This is a genomic window from Desulfosarcina ovata subsp. ovata, from assembly GCF_009689005.1.
Taxonomy (GTDB): domain Bacteria; phylum Desulfobacterota; class Desulfobacteria; order Desulfobacterales; family Desulfosarcinaceae; genus Desulfosarcina; species Desulfosarcina ovata.
This window is the reverse complement of sequence record NZ_AP021879.1, coordinates 1,597,817-1,615,890: the sequence shown is the minus strand read 5'-3', so window position 1 is coordinate 1,615,890 and position 18,074 is coordinate 1,597,817. Positions and strand designations below refer to the sequence as shown.

23 protein-coding genes are annotated in these 18,074 nt (G+C 52.9%); 9 read left to right on the top strand and 14 right to left on the bottom strand.

Annotated features, from left to right (window positions below; all coding sequences use genetic code 11):
* The first annotated feature begins 87 nt into the window (after positions 1–87).
* The 3 genes from mltF to efp all read left to right on the top strand — a co-directional run bounded on the left by mltF (position 88) and on the right by efp (position 3,103).
* On the top strand, positions 88–1,590 hold the full coding sequence (gene mltF / locus GN112_RS07230; protein WP_155309588.1) for a membrane-bound lytic murein transglycosylase MltF: 1,503 nt from the start codon (positions 88–90) through the stop codon (positions 1,588–1,590).
* 152 nt (positions 1,591–1,742) lie between these two features.
* Complete coding sequence (locus GN112_RS07225) at positions 1,743–2,516, top strand: phosphoribosylanthranilate isomerase (protein ID WP_162458824.1); 774 nt, start codon at positions 1,743–1,745, stop codon at positions 2,514–2,516.
* A 26-nt stretch (positions 2,517–2,542) separates the two neighbouring features.
* Positions 2,543–3,103, top strand: coding sequence for an elongation factor P (efp, locus tag GN112_RS07220; RefSeq protein WP_155309586.1), 561 nt, complete (start codon positions 2,543–2,545; stop codon positions 3,101–3,103).
* On the opposite strand, the gene GN112_RS07215 is transcribed toward efp, so the two are convergent.
* Together GN112_RS07215 and GN112_RS07210 are read right to left on the bottom strand one after the other, a co-directional pair.
* A complete protein-coding gene (locus GN112_RS07215; protein ID WP_155309585.1) occupies positions 3,096–3,245 on the bottom strand; it encodes a hypothetical protein in 150 nt (49 codons plus the stop codon). The two genes, efp and GN112_RS07215, sit on opposite strands and share 8 nt — an antisense overlap.
* A 21-nt stretch (positions 3,246–3,266) precedes the next feature.
* Positions 3,267–4,526: a hemolysin family protein gene (locus GN112_RS07210; protein WP_155309584.1), complete on the bottom strand. Its 1,260-nt coding sequence runs from the start codon at positions 4,524–4,526 to the stop codon at positions 3,267–3,269.
* A 357-nt stretch (positions 4,527–4,883) separates the two neighbouring features.
* Between GN112_RS07210 and GN112_RS07205 the strand changes: the two genes are divergently transcribed.
* Positions 4,884–7,775 (top strand): DEAD/DEAH box helicase, encoded by a 2,892-nt coding sequence (locus GN112_RS07205; protein ID WP_155309583.1) that lies wholly within the window; start codon positions 4,884–4,886, stop codon positions 7,773–7,775.
* 10 nt (positions 7,776–7,785) lie between these two features.
* Here the strand turns inward: GN112_RS07205 and queC are convergent, their stop codons facing one another.
* Positions 7,786–8,490, bottom strand: a complete 705-nt coding sequence (gene queC / locus GN112_RS07200) for a 7-cyano-7-deazaguanine synthase QueC (protein ID WP_155309582.1) — start codon at positions 8,488–8,490, stop codon at positions 7,786–7,788.
* Positions 8,491–8,641: 151 nt separating this feature from the next.
* Here queC and manA point away from each other — a divergent pair, with 151 nt between their 5' ends.
* On the top strand, positions 8,642–9,838 hold the full coding sequence (manA, locus tag GN112_RS07195; protein WP_155309581.1) for a mannose-6-phosphate isomerase, class I: 1,197 nt from the start codon (positions 8,642–8,644) through the stop codon (positions 9,836–9,838).
* A gap of 7 nt (positions 9,839–9,845) precedes the next feature.
* Here the strand turns inward: manA and GN112_RS07190 are convergent, their stop codons facing one another.
* Positions 9,846–10,061, bottom strand: coding sequence for a hypothetical protein (locus GN112_RS07190; RefSeq protein ID WP_155309580.1), 216 nt, complete (start codon positions 10,059–10,061; stop codon positions 9,846–9,848).
* The gene (locus GN112_RS07185) at positions 10,058–11,338 is read right to left on the bottom strand and encodes an adenylate/guanylate cyclase domain-containing protein (RefSeq protein ID WP_155309579.1); all 1,281 of its coding nucleotides are present in this window, start codon (positions 11,336–11,338) and stop codon (positions 10,058–10,060) included. The genes GN112_RS07190 and GN112_RS07185 overlap by 4 nt, the downstream gene beginning before the upstream one ends.
* Before the next feature lie 350 nt (positions 11,339–11,688).
* Here GN112_RS07185 and GN112_RS07180 point away from each other — a divergent pair, with 350 nt between their 5' ends.
* Positions 11,689–11,889 (top strand): site-specific integrase, encoded by a 201-nt coding sequence (locus GN112_RS07180; RefSeq protein ID WP_155309578.1) that lies wholly within the window; start codon positions 11,689–11,691, stop codon positions 11,887–11,889.
* A gap of 42 nt (positions 11,890–11,931) precedes the next feature.
* Here GN112_RS07180 and GN112_RS07175 read toward each other — a convergent pair whose 3' ends face one another.
* From GN112_RS07175 to GN112_RS07160, 4 genes are all read right to left on the bottom strand, one after another.
* The gene (locus tag GN112_RS07175; protein WP_155309577.1) at positions 11,932–12,429 is read right to left on the bottom strand and encodes a hypothetical protein; all 498 of its coding nucleotides are present in this window, start codon (positions 12,427–12,429) and stop codon (positions 11,932–11,934) included.
* A gap of 75 nt (positions 12,430–12,504) precedes the next feature.
* Positions 12,505–12,954 carry a hypothetical protein gene (locus GN112_RS07170; protein ID WP_155309576.1) on the bottom strand — a complete coding sequence of 150 codons (450 nt, stop codon included), beginning with the start codon at positions 12,952–12,954 and terminating at the stop codon, positions 12,505–12,507.
* Entirely contained in the window at positions 12,944–13,330 is a 387-nt protein-coding gene (locus GN112_RS07165) for a hypothetical protein (RefSeq protein ID WP_155309575.1), read from the bottom strand. The genes GN112_RS07170 and GN112_RS07165 overlap by 11 nt, the downstream gene beginning before the upstream one ends.
* 6 nt (positions 13,331–13,336) lie before the next feature.
* The gene (locus GN112_RS07160; protein ID WP_155309574.1) at positions 13,337–13,723 is read right to left on the bottom strand and encodes a hypothetical protein; all 387 of its coding nucleotides are present in this window, start codon (positions 13,721–13,723) and stop codon (positions 13,337–13,339) included.
* Positions 13,724–13,792: 69 nt separating this feature from the next.
* Here GN112_RS07160 and GN112_RS35155 point away from each other — a divergent pair, with 69 nt between their 5' ends.
* A complete protein-coding gene (locus GN112_RS35155) occupies positions 13,793–13,981 on the top strand; it encodes a BrnA antitoxin family protein (protein ID WP_414736139.1) in 189 nt (62 codons plus the stop codon).
* A gap of 141 nt (positions 13,982–14,122) precedes the next feature.
* On the opposite strand, the gene GN112_RS07150 is transcribed toward GN112_RS35155, so the two are convergent.
* A complete protein-coding gene (locus GN112_RS07150) occupies positions 14,123–14,662 on the bottom strand; it encodes a hypothetical protein (protein WP_155309572.1) in 540 nt (179 codons plus the stop codon).
* Positions 14,652–14,816 carry a hypothetical protein gene (locus tag GN112_RS07145; RefSeq protein WP_155309571.1) on the bottom strand — a complete coding sequence of 55 codons (165 nt, stop codon included), beginning with the start codon at positions 14,814–14,816 and terminating at the stop codon, positions 14,652–14,654. The genes GN112_RS07150 and GN112_RS07145 overlap by 11 nt, the downstream gene beginning before the upstream one ends.
* A 768-nt stretch (positions 14,817–15,584) precedes the next feature.
* Here GN112_RS07145 and GN112_RS34235 point away from each other — a divergent pair.
* Both GN112_RS34235 and GN112_RS34230 read left to right on the top strand, forming a co-directional pair.
* Positions 15,585–16,139, top strand: a complete 555-nt coding sequence (locus GN112_RS34235; protein WP_231716954.1) for a reverse transcriptase domain-containing protein — start codon at positions 15,585–15,587, stop codon at positions 16,137–16,139.
* Positions 16,067–16,480, top strand: a complete 414-nt coding sequence (locus tag GN112_RS34230) for a group II intron maturase-specific domain-containing protein (RefSeq protein ID WP_231716953.1) — start codon at positions 16,067–16,069, stop codon at positions 16,478–16,480. Before GN112_RS34235 ends, GN112_RS34230 begins: the two co-directional genes overlap by 73 nt.
* 108 nt (positions 16,481–16,588) lie before the next feature.
* Here the strand turns inward: GN112_RS34230 and GN112_RS07135 are convergent, their stop codons facing one another.
* The 3 genes from GN112_RS07135 to GN112_RS07125 form a co-directional block, all read right to left on the bottom strand.
* A complete protein-coding gene (locus GN112_RS07135; protein ID WP_155309570.1) occupies positions 16,589–16,918 on the bottom strand; it encodes a type II toxin-antitoxin system HicB family antitoxin in 330 nt (109 codons plus the stop codon).
* A complete protein-coding gene (locus tag GN112_RS07130) occupies positions 16,902–17,162 on the bottom strand; it encodes a toxin HicA (RefSeq protein WP_155309569.1) in 261 nt (86 codons plus the stop codon). Before GN112_RS07130 ends, GN112_RS07135 begins: the two co-directional genes overlap by 17 nt.
* Before the next feature lie 388 nt (positions 17,163–17,550).
* Entirely contained in the window at positions 17,551–17,745 is a 195-nt protein-coding gene (locus tag GN112_RS07125) for a hypothetical protein (RefSeq protein WP_155309568.1), read from the bottom strand.
* Positions 17,746–18,074 lie beyond the last annotated feature (329 nt).

The window sequence follows — 18,074 nt, the reverse complement described above, 5'->3', positions numbered from 1 at the left end:
TGTACGCTGGGTGTGCCGGTTTCCGTCAGGTTGATTAATTCCGGCTCTGCGATTATAGATGCCGTTGATATTTAACCAAACACGAATATGGGCCGATACTATTACCAGCGATCCGGGGAGCGGTTCCATGCATCCGCGGATGAATATCAACTCACAGATTTTCCGGCACCCATGCACTTGACGAAGCGACGGCTCGGCAAATACCGCTTGATTGCACTGATCTGGGTTCTTCTGATTGCAGGCTGTGATCAGAAATTGCTTAAGGATGACCTGAAAACCCTCAAATCCCGTGGTGAACTGGTTTTGATTACCCGCAACAACGTGGCCTGCTATTATGAAGGTCCCCACGGTCATGCCGGGTTCGAATATGATCTGGTCAAATCCTTTGCTCGTTCCCTTGGTCTGCGGCTGCGGGTTGAAATCCTTGAAGAGGAGGCCGAGATGGTCGCCGCACTCAAGGCCGGCCGTGGCGACATCATCGCCGCCGGTTTCCCGTTTGGCAGCCAGAGCGCCAAGCTCCTGGCATTGGGGCCGGGCTACCTTGAAATTACCCAGCAGGTGGTCGGGCGCCGTGGCGGTGTTGAGATCCGGGGAGAAACGCAGCTCGACGCGTATACCCTCTGGATGACCGGCAGCAGTGCCCGGATCGAAATCCTTGAAAATCTCCGTCAGCGTTACCCGGCGATCCACTGGCAGATCCTCTCCGCATACAATGCCGAGGATCTTCTCCAAATGGTCTGGAACCGTGCCCTGCCGCTGACACTGGTGGACTCCAACATCATTGCCATGACCCATCACGATTACCCGGAACTTAAAATTCTGATGAGCCTGCAGCCCTCCCGGCAGCTGGCTTGGGCGACAGACCCGCGGAACCGGCGTTTGACCCAGGCCATTCACCAATGGTTCAACCGCAAGGATACCCGTGAAACCATCAATGGCCTTGTGGAACACTACTACCGCCATCTGGAATCCTTTGATTATGTCGATCTTGCCCGATATCGCCGGCGAATCAAAAGCCGACTTCCCCGATATCGCGCGTTTTTCAAAACGGCGGCACAAAAATACGCCTTGGACTGGAAGCTTGTGGCCGCCCAGGCTTATCAGGAATCTCACTGGGACCCCCGGGCAACTAGTTACACGGGGGTTCGCGGGATAATGATGTTGACCCGGGAAACGGCCACTGCCATGGGTATAGAGGATCGGACGGACGTGGAGACGTCGATCCTTGCCGGCACCCGGTATCTGGCCCGTCTGCATCGCCAGGTGGGCCCGTCGGTTCCCGAACCGGACCGGACCTTCATGGCCCTTGCAGCCTACAACATCGGTTTCGGCCATTTGAACGACGCCCAAACCCTGGCCAAGCGCTTGGGCAAACCGCCGAACAGTTGGCGGGGGGTCCGCTCGGTGCTACCCTTCTTGCAACAGAAGAAATACTACACGACACTTGAGCATCGTTATGCCCGGGGGAAAGAGGCGGTGACTTATGTGGATCGTATTCGGACTTACTACAAAATGCTCCAACCGATCATCGATTCGCTTGCCGACGGTCAACCCGCGGACCGGGATCCTGCCGGGTTCCCGGGGCCTTGAGTTCAGGTGGTGCCGGCCGTTGAATGAATTCTTTTTCACGATCAATCGTCGTGACCGGTGATACAATTTGCACAAAAAAGATGGATGTGGTAGAGACGGCCACCAAACATCGTACCTTGTCTGAGATTAACCGCTTAGAACTGCACAGGATAATGCCACTACAACCCATCGTTCAGATCTACGAAATCCAGACTCCTGCGGAGGCCCGGGCGGTCATTGATTGCGGAGTGGATCACATTGGCAGTGTGATCACCGACGTGGATCATCGTCATGATCCGATCCTGCGGAACACCATCCGGTTGGTTCGCGAGAAGGGCGCTGTGAGCAGCCTGATCCCACTCTATTCGGATATGGACGCTGTTTTCGATACACTGGCCTATTATCGACCCGACATCATCCATTTTTGCGAGCAGTTGGACGGCGCGGCGAATCCGGCCACCGCCTCGGCCATTGCCTTGCAGGCCGAGGTCAGGCGCCGATTTCCCGGAGTAAAGATCATGCGGGCGATCCCCATCGCACAAAATGATATTGATGGGGGTGAACCCGTTCTGGCCCTGGCCGCCCGTTTTGAGCCGTTGAGCGACTTTTTTTTAACGGATACGGTGGTGGGAGAAAATGGCGACGATCAGCCCGAGGCCGGGTTCGTTGGCATCACCGGGCTTACCTGTGACTGGTCGGTTGCGGCGCGGTTGGTGGCCCAGAGCAACATCCCGGTGATCCTGGCCGGCGGGATTGCCCCTGAGAATGTGGTCCGCGGGATTGAAACCGTGCGACCCTACGGTGTCGATAGTTGCACCTGCACCAATGCCGTGGACAATGCCGGTCGGCCCATCCGGTTTAAAAAGGATCTCGAACGGGTCCGCAGGCTGGTGGCGGCCGTGCGTGGCAGCGGGTACCCGTTTGAAGTGGATGGACCCGTCCAATAAGAAGATAAAAGGGAGGTCTGTAGGATATGTACGAGAGCAGTGATTTACGCAAGGGATTGAAAATAGAGATTGATGGCGATCCGTATGTGATCGTTCAGTTTGAATTCGTCAAGCCGGGGAAGGGGCAGGCGCTGTACAAATGTCGCCTGAAAAACATGATCAGCGGTTCGCAGTTCGATAAGACCTACCGCTCCGGTGAAAAATTCAAGGAAGCCAACCTTGAAGAGGTGGAGATGGAATATCTCTATGCAGATGGTGACAACTACTGCTTCATGAACACGTCCAATTACGAGCAGGATTTCCTGAACGCGGAGCAAGTGGGAGAAGCCAGGGCATTACTGAAGGAAAACACCGTCTGTAATGTGCTCATGTTCGAAAAAAGGGCCCTCGGCATCTCTTTGCCAAACTTTGTGGAACTCACCATCACCGAAGCCGAACCCTGGGCCAAAGGCGACACGGCCGCCGGATCCACCAAGCCGGCCACCCTGGAAACCGGCCACGTGGTCCAGGTGCCCCCCTTTGTTAACGAAGGGGAGAAAATCCGCATCGACACCCGCACCGGTCAATACGTGGAGCGGGTCAAATAATCCACCGTTGCAGACGACGAACGGCCGAGGAAAAAAAGAGCGATTTTTTTTCCGGCCGATTCATCATCCGTTGATGTCGCTTAAGGCTGATGTCGCCATACCCTGCCGTGGCCGATGCGCGCGTGTTGTCGGTGTCGGTCATGGTGGTGATCCCGGGATCATCTCATGGGATGGCAGGATCCGGACCCGTTGGTGCCGTTTCCATGGCCGCCTGGACCAGATACCGTTTGATCCGGTTGCCGTCCACCTCCTTGACCACCACTTTAAAACCGTCGATGGAGAACGTTTCATCCTCTTCGGGAATCCGGCCGATGCGATCCAGAATGAAGCCGGAGAAGGTATCGTAGTCTCCAGTTTCGGGAATGTGCATGCCGATTTTTTCGTTGACCTCCTCAATGTCCGACTTGCCCAGCACCATCCACTCCCTGGGTTTTTTACTGACGATGTGCGGCTCTTCCTTGTCGGTTTCATCACGGATTTCGCCAACCAGTTCTTCCAGGGCGTCTTCGAGGGTGATCAGGCCGCAGACCCCGCCGTGCTCGTCGATGATGATGGACATGTGATCCTTGCGGGCCTTGAACTGGTGCAGGAGCCGATCGGCTTTTTTATTTTCGGGAACAAAATGGGGCGGGCGCATGATGGCGCGCACATCCACCGGCGTTTCCGTGGTCGCCTGGTGCATGAAAATATCCTTGATATTGAGAATACCGACGACATGATCAAAATCGCCATCGATGACCGGAATGCGCGTAAAGCCGGAATCGGCGATGGCTTTGAGATCCAGCGGGGCGTTGACATCTACAACAAACATATCGGTACGCGGCGTCATGATTTCCGATGCACTGGTGTCATCCAGTTCAAAGACATTATGGATCATTTCCCGCTCTTCTTCCTTGATCTCTCCCTGCTCCTCAACCACTTCAACGAAGGTGATCAGTTCCTCTTCGGTGGCCGATGGCGTTTTGCTCATTTTGCCGGTAATCCGGGGGATGAAGTTGAGAAAAAGGATGATCGGGAAAAACAGAATCGACATCCAGTAGATGGGGTAGATGGTCAGCCTGGCAATCAGGATGTTGTTCCGCGTGGCGAAAGATTTGGGGATCACCTCGCCGAAGACCAGAATCAGGAGGGTCATCACGCCGGTGGTCATCCCCACGGCATAATTGGCGGACATGCGGATGGTCAGTGATGTGGCGATGGCCGAGGCGGCGACATTGACCACATTATTGCCAATCAGGATGGTGGTAAGCAGTTTGTGGGGATTATCCTTCATTCGCTTGATCAGCTGGTTTGAACGGTTGTTCTCCTTGGCCAGGTGCCGGGCCCGGGTTTGACTGATGGAAAAAAGGGCGGTCTCGGCCGATGAAAAAAAACCGGAGAGCAGCAGCAGAATGAAAAGGATAAAAAATTGGTCAATTATCATCCGCACGCTCCCTGTCGGATGATGGACATGCGGGACGGGTATTTTTTCCAGTGAATGAAACGACAGGTCGGTAAAACGAAACAATCGTCAGCACTGCCCAGGAAATCGTCAGCTGGGCCGCATAAAAAGGGGTCGTCCAACGCTATTGCCTTCCTCTTGAAATGGGAAATGGTGTCATGCGATAGTGTCCCCTCCCAATGAGGGGGCGGAAAATCGTCGGGTGAGGTGTTGTTTCCATCAAAACCAATGATTATGGCCGTAATGGCCGAATTAAATCAAATATAGCTTATTTTTTCAGTTTTTCAAGCAAATAAACACATTGTTATAATTCTTGATCGGACTGGTGAGCCTTTTTTAATGACAGACAACAATTCCATCCATGATTATCTCGCGGCATTGAACACGGCACCGGCATTTGGCGGACAGGTGGTTTTTCACCGGGAATTTGCGGCAAGCACACCGGAATTTGGTGAAACGGTGGAACCATGGCCCCCGGCGATTGGCCAGCTTATGGAAACCATGGGCATCAAACGGCTGTTTGCCCATCAGGCACGGACCATCGACCGGGTGCGGGCCGGTATCCATACCGTGGCGGCCACGCCGACCGCCTCGGGCAAAACCCTGACCTATCTCCTTCCGGTGATCGAGGCAGCCGTTGCGGACGAATCGGTTACCGCCCTGTTCATTTATCCGCTCAAGGCCCTGGCCCAGGATCAGAACAAAACCATCGGCAGGATGGCCGCCGATCTGAACGACGTCGATCTCAAATCCGAAATTTACGACGGCGATACGTCGGCCTACCGTCGCCGAAAAATTCGTGACAACCCGCCCCATATCCTGCTGACCAACCCGGAGATGATTCACCTCTCCATTTTGCCCCACCACGATATCTGGGAACGCCTTTTGGCCCGACTGCGCTTTGTGGTTGTCGACGAGGTACACACCTATCGCGGCATCCTGGGATCGCACATGGCCCAGGTTTTCCGCCGCCTGATCCGATTGTGTGGGTACTATGGCGCTGCTCCGACATTTGTGTTCACTTCGGCCACGGTGGCCAATCCGGCTGAACTGGCCAGCCAGCTGACCGGCCTGAATGTCGGCACCGTCCAGAAGAGCACTGCCGGTACGGGAACCCGCCACCTGCTGGTGATGGATCCGCTGGACGGGCCTTTAAGGGCCACGGTCATCCTGCTCAAGGCCGCCTTGCATCGCGGTCTGCGAACGATTGTCTATACCCAGTCACGAAAACTGGCCGAGCTTTTGACCGTCTGGGCCCGCAGCCGGTCGGGCGGGTTTGCCGACCGCATCAGCGCATACCGGGCCGGTTTTCTGCCCCAGGAGCGACGCGAAATCGAGGCCAAGCTTTCCTCGGGGGAGCTGCTGGCCGTTATCACCACCAGTGCGTTGGAGTTGGGCATCGATATCGGCAGCTTGGACCTGTGTATTCTGGTTGGCTATCCGGGCTCCATCATGGCCACCTGGCAACGGGGCGGCCGGGTGGGCCGAGCCGGTCAGGAATCGGCGGTGATTCTGGTGGCCGGCGAAGATGCCCTGGATCACTATTTTGTCAGGCATCCCCGGCAACTGGTCCAGCGGCCGCCCGAAGCGGCGGTGATCAACCCCCATAATCCGGATGTCATGTCGCGCCATCTGGTTTGCGCCGCTGCCGAACTGCCGCTTAAAATGGATGATCCCATGCTAATGCCGGAACCGGTGAGGGGGTGTGTCGATCAACTGATCGCTGCTGGTGACCTTTATCTGAGCGCCGATGGCCGCACCTGTTATTCACCGCTAAAAAACCCTCACCGGCATGTGGATTTAAGGGGCTCGGGATCCCGTTTTGCCATCCTGGAGGCGCCCGCCAATACGCGGTTGGGTGAGATCGACGGTGTCCGCGTCTACCGCGAAACCCATCCCGGTGCCATTTATCTTCACCGCGGAGAGACATACCAGGTGGCCGCCCTTGAACTTGAAACGCGAAAAGTGATCGTAACCCGCTGCCAGGTGAACTACCATACCCGGGTGCGCTCCGGCAAAGAGACCCAGATCCTTGAAATTTTCGATCAGCGACCGGTCTGCGGAACCGTGATGGCCATCGGGCGCCTGCAGGTGACCGAACAGGTCACCGGTTATGACCGCATCCAGACCCGTACGGGAAACGTCCTCGAACGGATCAGCCTGGACCTGCCGCCCATGGTGTTCGAAACCCATGGGCTCTGGTTTACCGTTCCCCAGGCGGTGGTCGATCAGGCGGAGCAGGAGCGGATTCATGTCATGGGCGGCTTGCACGCCATGGAGCATGCCGCCATTGGCGTCTTTCCACTGCTGGTATTGGCCGACCGAAACGATTTGGGGGGTATCTCGACCCCGTTTCATCCCCAGCTGCAAGGCGCCGGTATCTTCGTCTATGACGGGATTCCCGGTGGGGCCGGGCTCTGCGTGCAAGCGTTTGCCGATGGGCAGGGCCTGCTCGAGGCCACCCTGGCGGCTATCACCGGCTGCCCGTGTGAGACCGGTTGCCCCAGTTGCGTCCATTCCCCCAAGTGCGGGTCCGGCAACCGGCCCATCGACAAGGCCGGGGCGATTTTCCTGTTGCGTCAGCTGATTGCAGGCAACGGCCTATCGGCACCGGCCCGACTGCCCGAGATCGAATTGCCCGAGCCCCCCGGACGTGGGGCTGATTTGACGGAAGCAACGCTGTCTGCGGCTGATCCATCTTCGCGATACGGAGTACTGGACGTCGAGACCCAGCTGTCTGCCCAGGAGGTGGGCGGGTGGCACCACGCCGAGCGCATGCGGGTGAGCTGCGCGGTGCTCTACGATTCCAAAACCGACAGCTTTTACGAGTTTGTCGAGGGCCAGATGCCCATGCTGATGGACCACCTCAAGCAACTGGAACTGATCATCGGTTTCAATATCCGGCGCTTCGACTACCGGGTGCTGTCCGCATACACGGATCTGGATTTTGCATCGCTGCCCACCCTAGATCTCCTCGAAAAGGTCAAGGACCGGCTCGGGTACCGCCTCTCCCTGGATCACCTGGCCTCGGCGACCCTGGGTGCCGGAAAAACGGCTGACGGACTGGACGCCCTGAAATGGTGGAAAGAGGGCAAAATGGCCAAGATCCTGACGTACTGCCGCTCGGACGTGGCCATCACCCGTGACCTGTTTCAATTCGGCAGGGACAACCACTATCTGCTGTTTCAGAACAAGGCCAAGCAGACCGTACGCCTGCCGGTGCGCTGGTAATAACATTATTTTAAGGTCTATCTGTGCCGTAGGGTGTCGGGTCGGGTATCCCGGCGGCAAGGAACCCGTTTTTTCTTAAAATGCAGGCATCGCAACTGCCGCAGGCCAGTCCCTCGGCAGACGGATCGTAGCAGCTGTGGGTCATCCCATAATCCACGCCAAGCGCAGTGCCCGCCTGGATGATTTGTGCCTTGGTCAGTTGGATCAAAGGGGTGTGGATGCGAAATCGCCCTTTGCCCTCGACAGCGGTTTTGGTTGCCAGATTGGCCATGGCTTCGAAAGCCTGGATGTATTCCGGGCGGCAATCCGGATAACCACTGTAGTCCACGGCATTGACCCCGATAAAAATATCCCAGGCGCCCAGCACTTCAGCCCAGGCCAGGGCATAGGAGAGAAAAATAGTGTTGCGAGCCGGAACGTAGGTCACCGGAATCTCGGTCGCCATATGGGCCTCGTCACGGGCTTTGGGAACGGCAATGTCGTCGGTCAGGGCCGAGCCACCGATGGGGGCAAGATCGATCCGGGTTTCCAGATGGCGCTTTACCCCCATGGCCGCAGCCACTTTACGGGCGGCCCGGAGTTCAACGTCGTGGCGCTGGCCGTAAGAAAAACTGAGGCCGTACAGGGAATACCCCTGGCTGCGCGCCATGGCCAGAACGGTGGTGGAATCCAACCCGCCACTTAAAAGAACAACGGCTTGTTTGTCCTTGCTCATTTTCGGATTCGCCTTGAATCGTATGGAAGATTTCATTAACGTGAAAGCCAACGGGCGCGTTCTTGTTTCAGCGCCATTCGCGACGCCTCTATACCAGGCGGATCCCGCTTCGTAAATCACCTGTTGCCGGAAAGGAGCGCCATCTTTCGCCATGCCTGTCTACCGATTGCAGAACGTCGTCCAGCCGTATGCCTGGGGATCGACCCGCGCCATTGCCGATCTGATTGGCCAGCCTGTTCCGTCAGCCCAGCCCCAGGCCGAATTGTGGATGGGAACCCATCCCAAGGGGCCGTCCATGGTTATCGGCAGCGCTGGACCCGTATCCCTGGCCTCGTTGATCGACGATCAACCGGCGGCGATTCTGGGGGATGCGGGAGCCCGTCGTTTTTGCGGCAGCCTGCCGTTTCTCTTCAAGGTCCTGGCAGCTGCCCGGCCACTGTCTATCCAGGCGCATCCCAATATCGCCCAGGCCCGAGAGGGATTTGCCCGCGAAAACACATCGGGGAAGGCGATGGATGCCTTTGATCGCAATTATCGGGATGCCAATCACAAACCGGAAATCCTCTGTGCCCTGACACCATTTTGGGCCATGAGCGGATTTCGCCCGGTGCAGGCCGCCAAAGCATTGCTGGTGCCCATTTGTCCCGATCCGCTTGCCGGTGCCCTCGAACGGCTGGAGAAAGACCCGGAAGGCCAGGGGCTTCGCGATTTTTTTGAACGTCTCATGACCTTACCGGAGGCGGAACGGCAATTGGCCGCCCGGCAAGTGATGCACAAGGCCGGCCTCCTGGTTGCCCGTTCACCGGTCTACCGCTGGATCGTCACGCTGGCGGATGCCTATCCGGGCGATATGGGCCTGCTTTCACCGGCCCTGCTCAATCTGATCTGCCTTCGGCCAGGCCAGGCCGTTTATCTGCCCGCCGGCCAGTTGCATGCGTATCTGGAGGGTATGGGGATTGAACTGATGGCCAATTCCGACAATGTCCTGCGCGGTGGATTGACGCCCAAACATGTGGATGTTCCGGAGCTGTTGCGGGTGGTCCGCTTTGCGCCTGTGGAGGTAAAGATCATCCATGGCGAAGCGGTGCGGCCGGCGGAAAAACGCTACCCGTCACCAGCGGCGGAATTCTCGCTGGGTGTACTCGAACCGGATCATGGACAACCGTATCACGCACCTCCCGAAAGAGATGTGGAGATCTTGCTGTGTACGGCCGGTGACGGCACGTTAATCGCTGAAGGACAACCGCCCATGACGGTTAAACGGGGAGACAGCTTTCTGGTGCCCGCGGCTGTCGGTACCTACGAGATCCAGGGACGGCTGACGCTTTACAAAGCCGGCGTTCCCTGAAATTTGATCAGTAGTTTTTGGGATCTCGGGAAAAATCCTCAAATCCCTTTTGCTGGAGAAACTTGGAGATCATGTCGGCCAATGCATCGGCGGTGTCCACCCGATAGTGACCGCTTTCATCGGCACCTGTCTTGCGTTTGGAATTGGCCACCACAGCCTGTAACGCTGCTGCGGAAATTTCGATATTAACGTGAACCCTTACTAACGGGCTGTTTTCTGTCATGCTGAATCCTCTTTAAGGAATGATAAATCTGTTTTGGGTGGGATGAGTTCAACAATTCGGGTGGTCGGCAGAGTTCCCATGCTCGATTTTAACGGTTTCCCCCCGCTCGTTGGTTGCAGGTCTGAAACGCGAGTGAAAAAATTGGGTTGAAAGCGCCCCTGATGATCAACCCCTATTTTTATCTGATCGACGAGCATTTGGGGAAGCAGGGTGACAGCCGTTTTGGTGATCCAGATCTCTCCCTTTGACGCGATGGATGATAACAGCGAAGCCTGGTCGATGCCCCCTCCGGGGACCACCGGAGGCATGTTGCCACAGCCGGCGTCGATTCCCGGAAAATCATTGGTGCCGGTGGCGATTCCCATTTGCAGGGCAATGGCTTCGGACCCGCCGTCCCCAGAATCTTGTTTTCCCTGAAGGGCGCGTATCTGGGTGCCCATGCGTGTGGCACAGCAGACGGCACTGAAGATCGGGTTTCGTCCGGCACTTTCGGTAAATACATAATGGATCTGTGCGCCTGTGCAACCGACCCGCTTGCCCCCCAGCGACCGGGCCAGTTCATCAGTGACGTTCCATATGTGACGGATCAAACGAAAATAAGCGACCGGCATCATGGTGTCGGAGAGCCGGTGGGCATCGTTGATCTGAATGCACAACACACCGACCGGCAGTCGCCAGTTGGCCGTGGACCGTTCCTTTCCTTTACGCTCGGCTGTGTTTTTACCGGTTTGTAGGGGAGGTTTGCTGTTGCCTTCGCGGATCAAAAAAAGGGTGCCGGTTTCAAACGCCAGACCGAAAATCCGTAACGGGACAGATGCCGTTCCATCGAAAATCATCGAGCTGCTCTCGACACCAAAAGAGAAATCCGTTGTTTCGCGATTATTTTCGGGCGGTGCTGCTGGAAGCCGGTCGGGGGCTATCGAGCTGGTACCGGACTCGAAGGTGGCGCTGGCTGTCGAGCGTTTCAGTACGCTGTAGACAAACGAAAAAAAGGATTGCCACTCGTGAACGCAATGCTCGACCGCCGGCCCCATCAACAGCTTAAAAACGTTGTGGGTGGCAAGGGTTTCGATCTGCCCGGCCAATGCATCGGAAAACGGATCGTTGCCACCGGGCGCGATCCAGCGCACGGAAAGGTCCCGGTCAACAAAAAAAGCCGGGGCTGCAATGGTGTCCGGTCGCAAATAAAGTTCAGGCAGTGTTGTATCGCCATCTGTTTTAAACGCTTTGTCAATCGAGCTTATGGGATGAGCGGTCGGTCGCTGGTTCTCGGACATGATCGTGTATTTCCGCTTGATTGGGGGCAACGGTCAGAGCTGCGGTCTGTTTTGAGGTATTTCGAGAGGGAGTCGATGGCGACCAGGATAAACCATCCGGTACACTCCCTGTGGGTCCCTCAGTGTCAACTCAATCAACCGTTTATCAGGGAAAAGCCGAAAATCGTCAAGAAAAAAGATCTGCCGGGTGATAGGGCCGGCAAAAGAATCATTGACCTCGGATTGACAATCCTGGCCGGAGACCGTCTTATTGAAGAAGTATAATCCCAACCAAAACAACCCCCCAAAAAGGACGGCGGATCACCGTAGAGCCGATTCGCCGAATCAAGGACATCCAGGCCCTCAAGAAGATGCTCGAATCCCCCCCCGGGGACTATCTTTTGTTCGTCCTGAGGATCAACAACGACCTGCGGGTCGGGGACCTGCTCACGCTCACCGTGGGCGATCTGCGCCATCTGAAGCCGGGGGAGGAGATCACCATCGTCGAGAACAAGACCGGCAAGCGCGCAACATTCTCATGGTCAACAATATTGTCAGCGATGCGGATTTAAAGGCTGCAGCTAAAGAGATAGTAAGAGATATCAACATGAAAATCACTGGGTAAAGTAAATGATATAGAGTATGACTATACACCACAAATAAATATGCCGGTGTGCTACCGCCAGATAGTCAACCAGTACCGATACAAACAACTGATTTATGTCGGCTGCAAGCAGGTAGATGGGGATCGCCAGTCGCTGAAGTAAAAAAATATGAGGCAGCGGCAGGGTAAGGACAATAATCGGCCAGAGCGCCTTGTGAATGGCACAAAGAATGAAAAAATGTCTTACCAGACAAGCTGCCATAAACGCCCCGAGTATGGCCGTGAGTGTGGTCAAAACGCCGGTGATTATCTTAATTATTTGATAGTCATTGCCCTGAAATGTTTGGTCAAACTGTTCTTTGGGTATCCATTCGCCCGCACGAACAAATCGATAGGCTATCGCACTGAACAGGTAAAGAACAGTTGCCGGGATGATCAGTTGTGTTACGCTTGTAACCTGCCCTGCAACCATCGCATGCCAGATCTTTTCTCCATTAATCAATATCATACGCACTCCATGGATAAATTGATTACAATGGGCGCAGGTTCTAGGACCCCCGGCAAAAATAGTTGTGCCGCGACCCTAATAAAAAACGAACATCAATGCCGCACTGCCGCCCAGCACCCCGAGTATAAAGAAAACAGTCCCCAGATAATTAAGCCTCGATCGGCGATGAGCGGCCTTGCCGAGTCCCTCTTCCATCAATTCCACGATATTGACAACGATCTCGGCCTTTTTAGGCAGAAATGACACAATAAAACACATCGCACTCATTAAGAAAAACACATTCGGGGCAACCTGAATGATTGCTTCCAGCGTATTTTTAGGCTCAGCGGAGTACTGTTTTAAAATCGCTATATAGACCGGAATCGCAGCAAATGAGAACTGAATCATGGTCTTAGCAAAGTCTCGGCCAATCTGCACCGATTCTTCGACCATCTTTTTCCCGAGCCCGAAGAGCGCCTGGTCAGAAGGTTGCAACGGTGATCCGGTCAGTGGTTTTTTCGCGCTTTGCTTGTTTTCAATCGACATGTTTGACTTCATACATACCTCGATCGGGTAATGTGAGCAGCAGGGAAACTTTAAAACTTTCCCGGCAATGCAGACAGGTTAACAAAAAGGTATACAAACGCGGAATTCCTTTACGCCTTCGCTTGTCCCGGAAATAGACAATAAAAGAAAAGAGTCGGTGTAGGCCGTAATGAATCAGCCCAAAGGCAATGGTCGTTAGAGCAATAATTGTAAATGCCTTCACAGAAATAAAAAGTGTGACCATCATCAAAAGAGTAACCGCGTAACGTTGCAGGATTATACGCAGATACCCGATGTGAAGTGCTTCGATTTTGAAACGGTATTTTGCATCTTTATTACAATATGGGCAGATGACCGATTTACAGAATAGATCCATGATGCTTTACCTCAGCACTGACCAGAAAAAACAGAGCAACGCAAAAAATCCCATCAAGTAAAATTCATATTTCAGCCACTCCTTGTACAGCTCGGCATTTACAAAATCGGTAACCCAGTACGAGACAATGCACCACACCGCCAGCAGCCCACAGACCGATGCAAATGGGATCCTTAGTGTGGCGAGAGGGAAACAGGGCAGAGGGATCAACCTGGCACACAAAAATGCTGCACCTGCCCAAAACACGGTAGCACCCGCTTGGAGCATCACCACCTGCCGAAATGCCGGTGAGCTGGCTATCTTTACGATCTTTGTGGATTCTTTTATCACTTCATTTGCTTCATTGCCGATTTGATAAAACGTCAGAAGGCTCTTTTTTTTTAGTTTATGCACGTAAAGGTGATAAAGGGTCGCCCATTAAATATTAAGTCCCAAATAAAATCAAATTAAGGAAAAACCAGGATCACAATGTATATTGATACGGATATTCTCAATGACTTTCGTATGAGGATTGACGAGGCAGGATATGGGTACCAGACCATGATTAATGAAGTTCTTAGAGAATATCTTTCGAAAAGCGGGAAACCCCTTGATGAGTCGGTTATCCGACAAGTTATCCGAGAAGAATTGAATCGAGTAGCTCATACTTGATATTTATCGCCTCTTGGGATTTTAATATTTTTTTGTGGCCTTGCATTTTGGCAGGGCCATCTTTATTTGTGGGCACAACGCCCGGTATCAGTGGGCGCATGGTCCTCGCGCTCCACTGAACACAGAGGTTCGGTTTATTGACTATTTATTATCGTTATTATTATTCGTTTGTCCTGTTTTTATGTAATCTACAACCATACCTTGAAGTTGTCGTAATGTTTCTTCAAGAACGGGCAAGCGTTGTTTATCTTTGGGGTCTTTTGAGGATCTCTTTAGTTCGATTATCATTCTAAGATCAAGAACCTTTATGGTATTTCCTCGAAATTCTATTTCTACAGTGTGTTCGAGCAAATTATCATATGTTTTCCCCTCCTCGATAACAGCAAGAACGTCAAGCGGTCCGAATCGAGTAGATAATAATGCATGACCTTCTCCTGAAAAGTCTTGTTCTGTTGGTTCAATTATTTTGTTATCCGGGCGACGATGATATGAGTCAATTGATTTAAGAAATGAAAGTAATTTGACAATATTTTCGGCTGTTCGTTGATGGACAATGTCAACATCCATAGTAGTTACAGGTGCACCCTGCACAACGGCGGCAAGACCACCAACCAAGATAAATTTAACATCAGCTTTTATCAGTCCCTCAAGTACGGCGCTTAAGTCTATGTCAGTTCTCATTCTGTTTTTGCTTGTAGGCATTTCTTAATTCCTGAATAGTTCGTACTGCGTTATCATTAGCCTTTAAACGCTCTTCAGGGGACATTTTGAGAAACATTGTCACCAATCCTATGTCAACACCCTGCGAATTATTTAAGGGTTCTTCAATTGCCATAGCCAGTTCTTCCTCCGGAAATGAATATTTAGCGCCGAACGCCAGCTTCACGCGCTGCGGCAGTTGGCCGTCGCTGTGAAAGCATTGGTTGTGTGCCGGGCACGGCACACATCTTAAAAGTGAGCCAAGCATATCAGTCGGTTGGATCGCTTGGCAAGTCTTAGACCCAGCCCGATGGAGGCGAAGGGTGTAGCGACATGGCAACTGGGTATCCGGCAACGGTGCCTGGGGAGGAAGCCGCCCTGCTGCGGCAGGGCAGTCGCGAAGGTACGGGGTGACGAACAGAAATCGAGTCAGGCGCGCATCTGTGGGACCAGCCTGCAACACAAGGTTAAGTCCTCTATCCATCTCAGGCAGTGCTCGTATACTCGGCGCTTACGTACCGAAAGATGTGTGCTTACCCCGGGAGGCCCGCTGCATCTCGGGACTTGTCGTGTGAAATTGCCGGTAGGGGGAACTCCGGCCACCAAAACCCCCGGCATCGTCGGAAGACCGGCCCCTGACCGGCGATGAGCCAAACTCCATTATGGAGAGGAACACGAAACCAAAGGAGCCAGCGGCGGCAGATCATTCGAGTGAGCAAACCGCAAGGTGCGCCCACCGTGCAGCGGGAGTCAGCTTAAGGGCATAATGTAACCGGAGGAAACGAGATGCGCGAGCTACCCGCGGGTCAAGCGTAACAGGAGGATCACCCCGGTGAAAGGCCCGAACGGTGCCCGGACCGAATGGTACGGGTAAATGAAAATGACCATTAGGAGGCGTGTACTTATGAACATCAAGCCACAGCAGATGGAAATGTTTGTAGCGTCGCGGCTTGCCGAACGTCTGGGAGGAAGCGAGCAGTTACTGGAACGAATTCTCGAACGCCGGAACGTGCTCAGAGCAATGAACCAGGTCGTTGCCAATAAGGGCGCCCCGGGCGTGGATGGGATGAAAACCAACCACTTGAAAGGGTACCTGAAAAGGCACTGGCCGAAGATCAAGCAGGATCTGCTAAATGGGGTCTATCGTCCCTTACCGGTCAGAAGGAAGGAGATCGATAAACCCGATGGCGGTGTCCGTTTGCTTGGTATTCCCACGGTATTGGACCGACTTATCCAACAGGCGATCGCTCAAATGCTGGAGCAGATCTGGGATCCGACCTTTTCTGAATACAGCTACGGATTCAGACCGGAACGGTCCGCCCATGATGCTGTTCTACAAGCCAAGGGCTATTTGCTTGACGGGTACACGTATGTGGAGGATTCAGCATGTGTGGCCAGACCAAAATCCGGATTCACCGAAAAACAATTTCACGTTTCAAGGAGCGAGTCCGGGAACTGACGAACCGTAATCAAGGGAGAAGCCTGAGCCAGATTATCAAAGATCTGAATCAGTACCTGATTGGCTGGTGGAACTATTATCGCCTGACAGAAGCCAGGCACCTGTTCAAGTCACTCAATGGCTGGATCATCCGCCGGCTGCGGTGCGTTGTCTGGAAACAATGGAAAAACCCCAGGACCAAGGTCCGAAACCTCAAAAAGCTTGGCATTGCGCATAAGGACGCCATGCTTTGCGGTAACGCCCGCAAAAAGTACTGGCGCATGAGCAAGGTCAAGTGGGTGATATTTGCTCTACCAAACCGTTACTTCTTCGAACGAGGACTATACCTGCCTGCTCAATAACTTTCCTGATCAGCCGAACCGCCTTGGTACGCGATCCGTATGCCGGGTGGTGTGGGAGGGGGTAGCCGCGAGGCTACTCCCTATCCCGATGTGTGCAGATCCTTATAGCTATTGGCTCAGCTTGGAACTGGCAATCCGATTAAGACTCACGCCGGCTTCCGCAGCTTGAATGGCCAATTTGCGATGAACATCAGGTGGAACTCTGACCATAAATTTTCCGCTGTAGCGTTTGCTGGCAAAGGGTTCAGGTATTGATTCACCATTTTCAACCATGTCCGATACGACATCAGCCACCAGCTTGCGAATTCCCTTTAATGCTTTTTCCTGCGTAACAGCCAACCAACTTAGGCTTGGAAATTCAGCACATAGGCCTACATACTCATCATCGTCATCAGACCAGGTAACCCGGTATGTATATTTGTCATCTTTTTGGGCCATGGCCAACCTCCAGCTTTTCGATAGCCAAAAGCACCTGCTTTACTTGGTATGTCTTGGCTTTTCCTTTATCGTTCTGGATATTTACCCTTGGATCACCTTGCCAAGGCGTTTTATATATTCGATGACTGCTTTTCTTCTGACGTGGTTCACCGAAAAAATGGTCGCATATCCTGCACAATTCCGAAAATCGCACATCCTTCGGATTTTTTTTAATTTGAATAAGCAGGTCGTCGATTTTTGTCATGTCTAAATAGTATCAATATTGGTACTAATGTCAAGGATTGATCTTCAAGGTACCAAGGAGTGGATTGAAAACGATTTAGGCCACACACAACGGCCCGCGGATCACCTGCAAGGTCTGGGCGTGAGCCCGAAGGGATTATGCCCAGACCTTGACAGGTGGATCCGCTAGATGAAGGAATCATTTTGCCAGCCTCATACATTGTATGCATAACAGATGAGGCCGGAATTGTCCAGTGCTTATTTAATCAATTTTTTCAATATGTTATAGAATTTCCCCGCCTTGAGCAATAAACTTGATAATTACCGTTTCACTCGTGCGAAATGTAAGTCAGATAGGATTGTTTGGGTTTGTATTGAAAAGAATTTAAACTTTCGATTCTCTTAGTTATTTACTGATGATGATAGTTTTCAATGGTTTTGGCAGATTTGCCGATAATGGATGCGATTGTTTTAAGATCAACATTTTCGGCCAGCATTAATAGCGCAATGAATCTTAACTTCAGTCGGACATCTGGTTGATTGTCTCTGTGATCATGTAATTTTTGAATTTCAGCATCATCAAATTTGTATTCGGATACATCCATAAAACCCCCTCCTGACGGTTTGGGAATTCTGTTTCAGAATGGATGTATCAAAAATCTTGATGTTTGTTCAGTTGACTGATTTTTTATGAAAAAACTATTTTGCAGCAAATTGTATGCCTAAAAAAACCTAAGTTGGATCACTATAGAAGATCAATTGTGAACTATGATCGGATTCGAAACTTTCATCTATGATTGTTTTTTCACTGCCCACTTCGCTCAAGGCGCAATGTTCTGAGGGGGAAATCAAGCTTCAGTTTAAAAATTTAGAATTAAACGAATACCTTCTTCGACAGCAGCCAATTTTCTTTTGAGCCGTTCTTTCAGGAAAA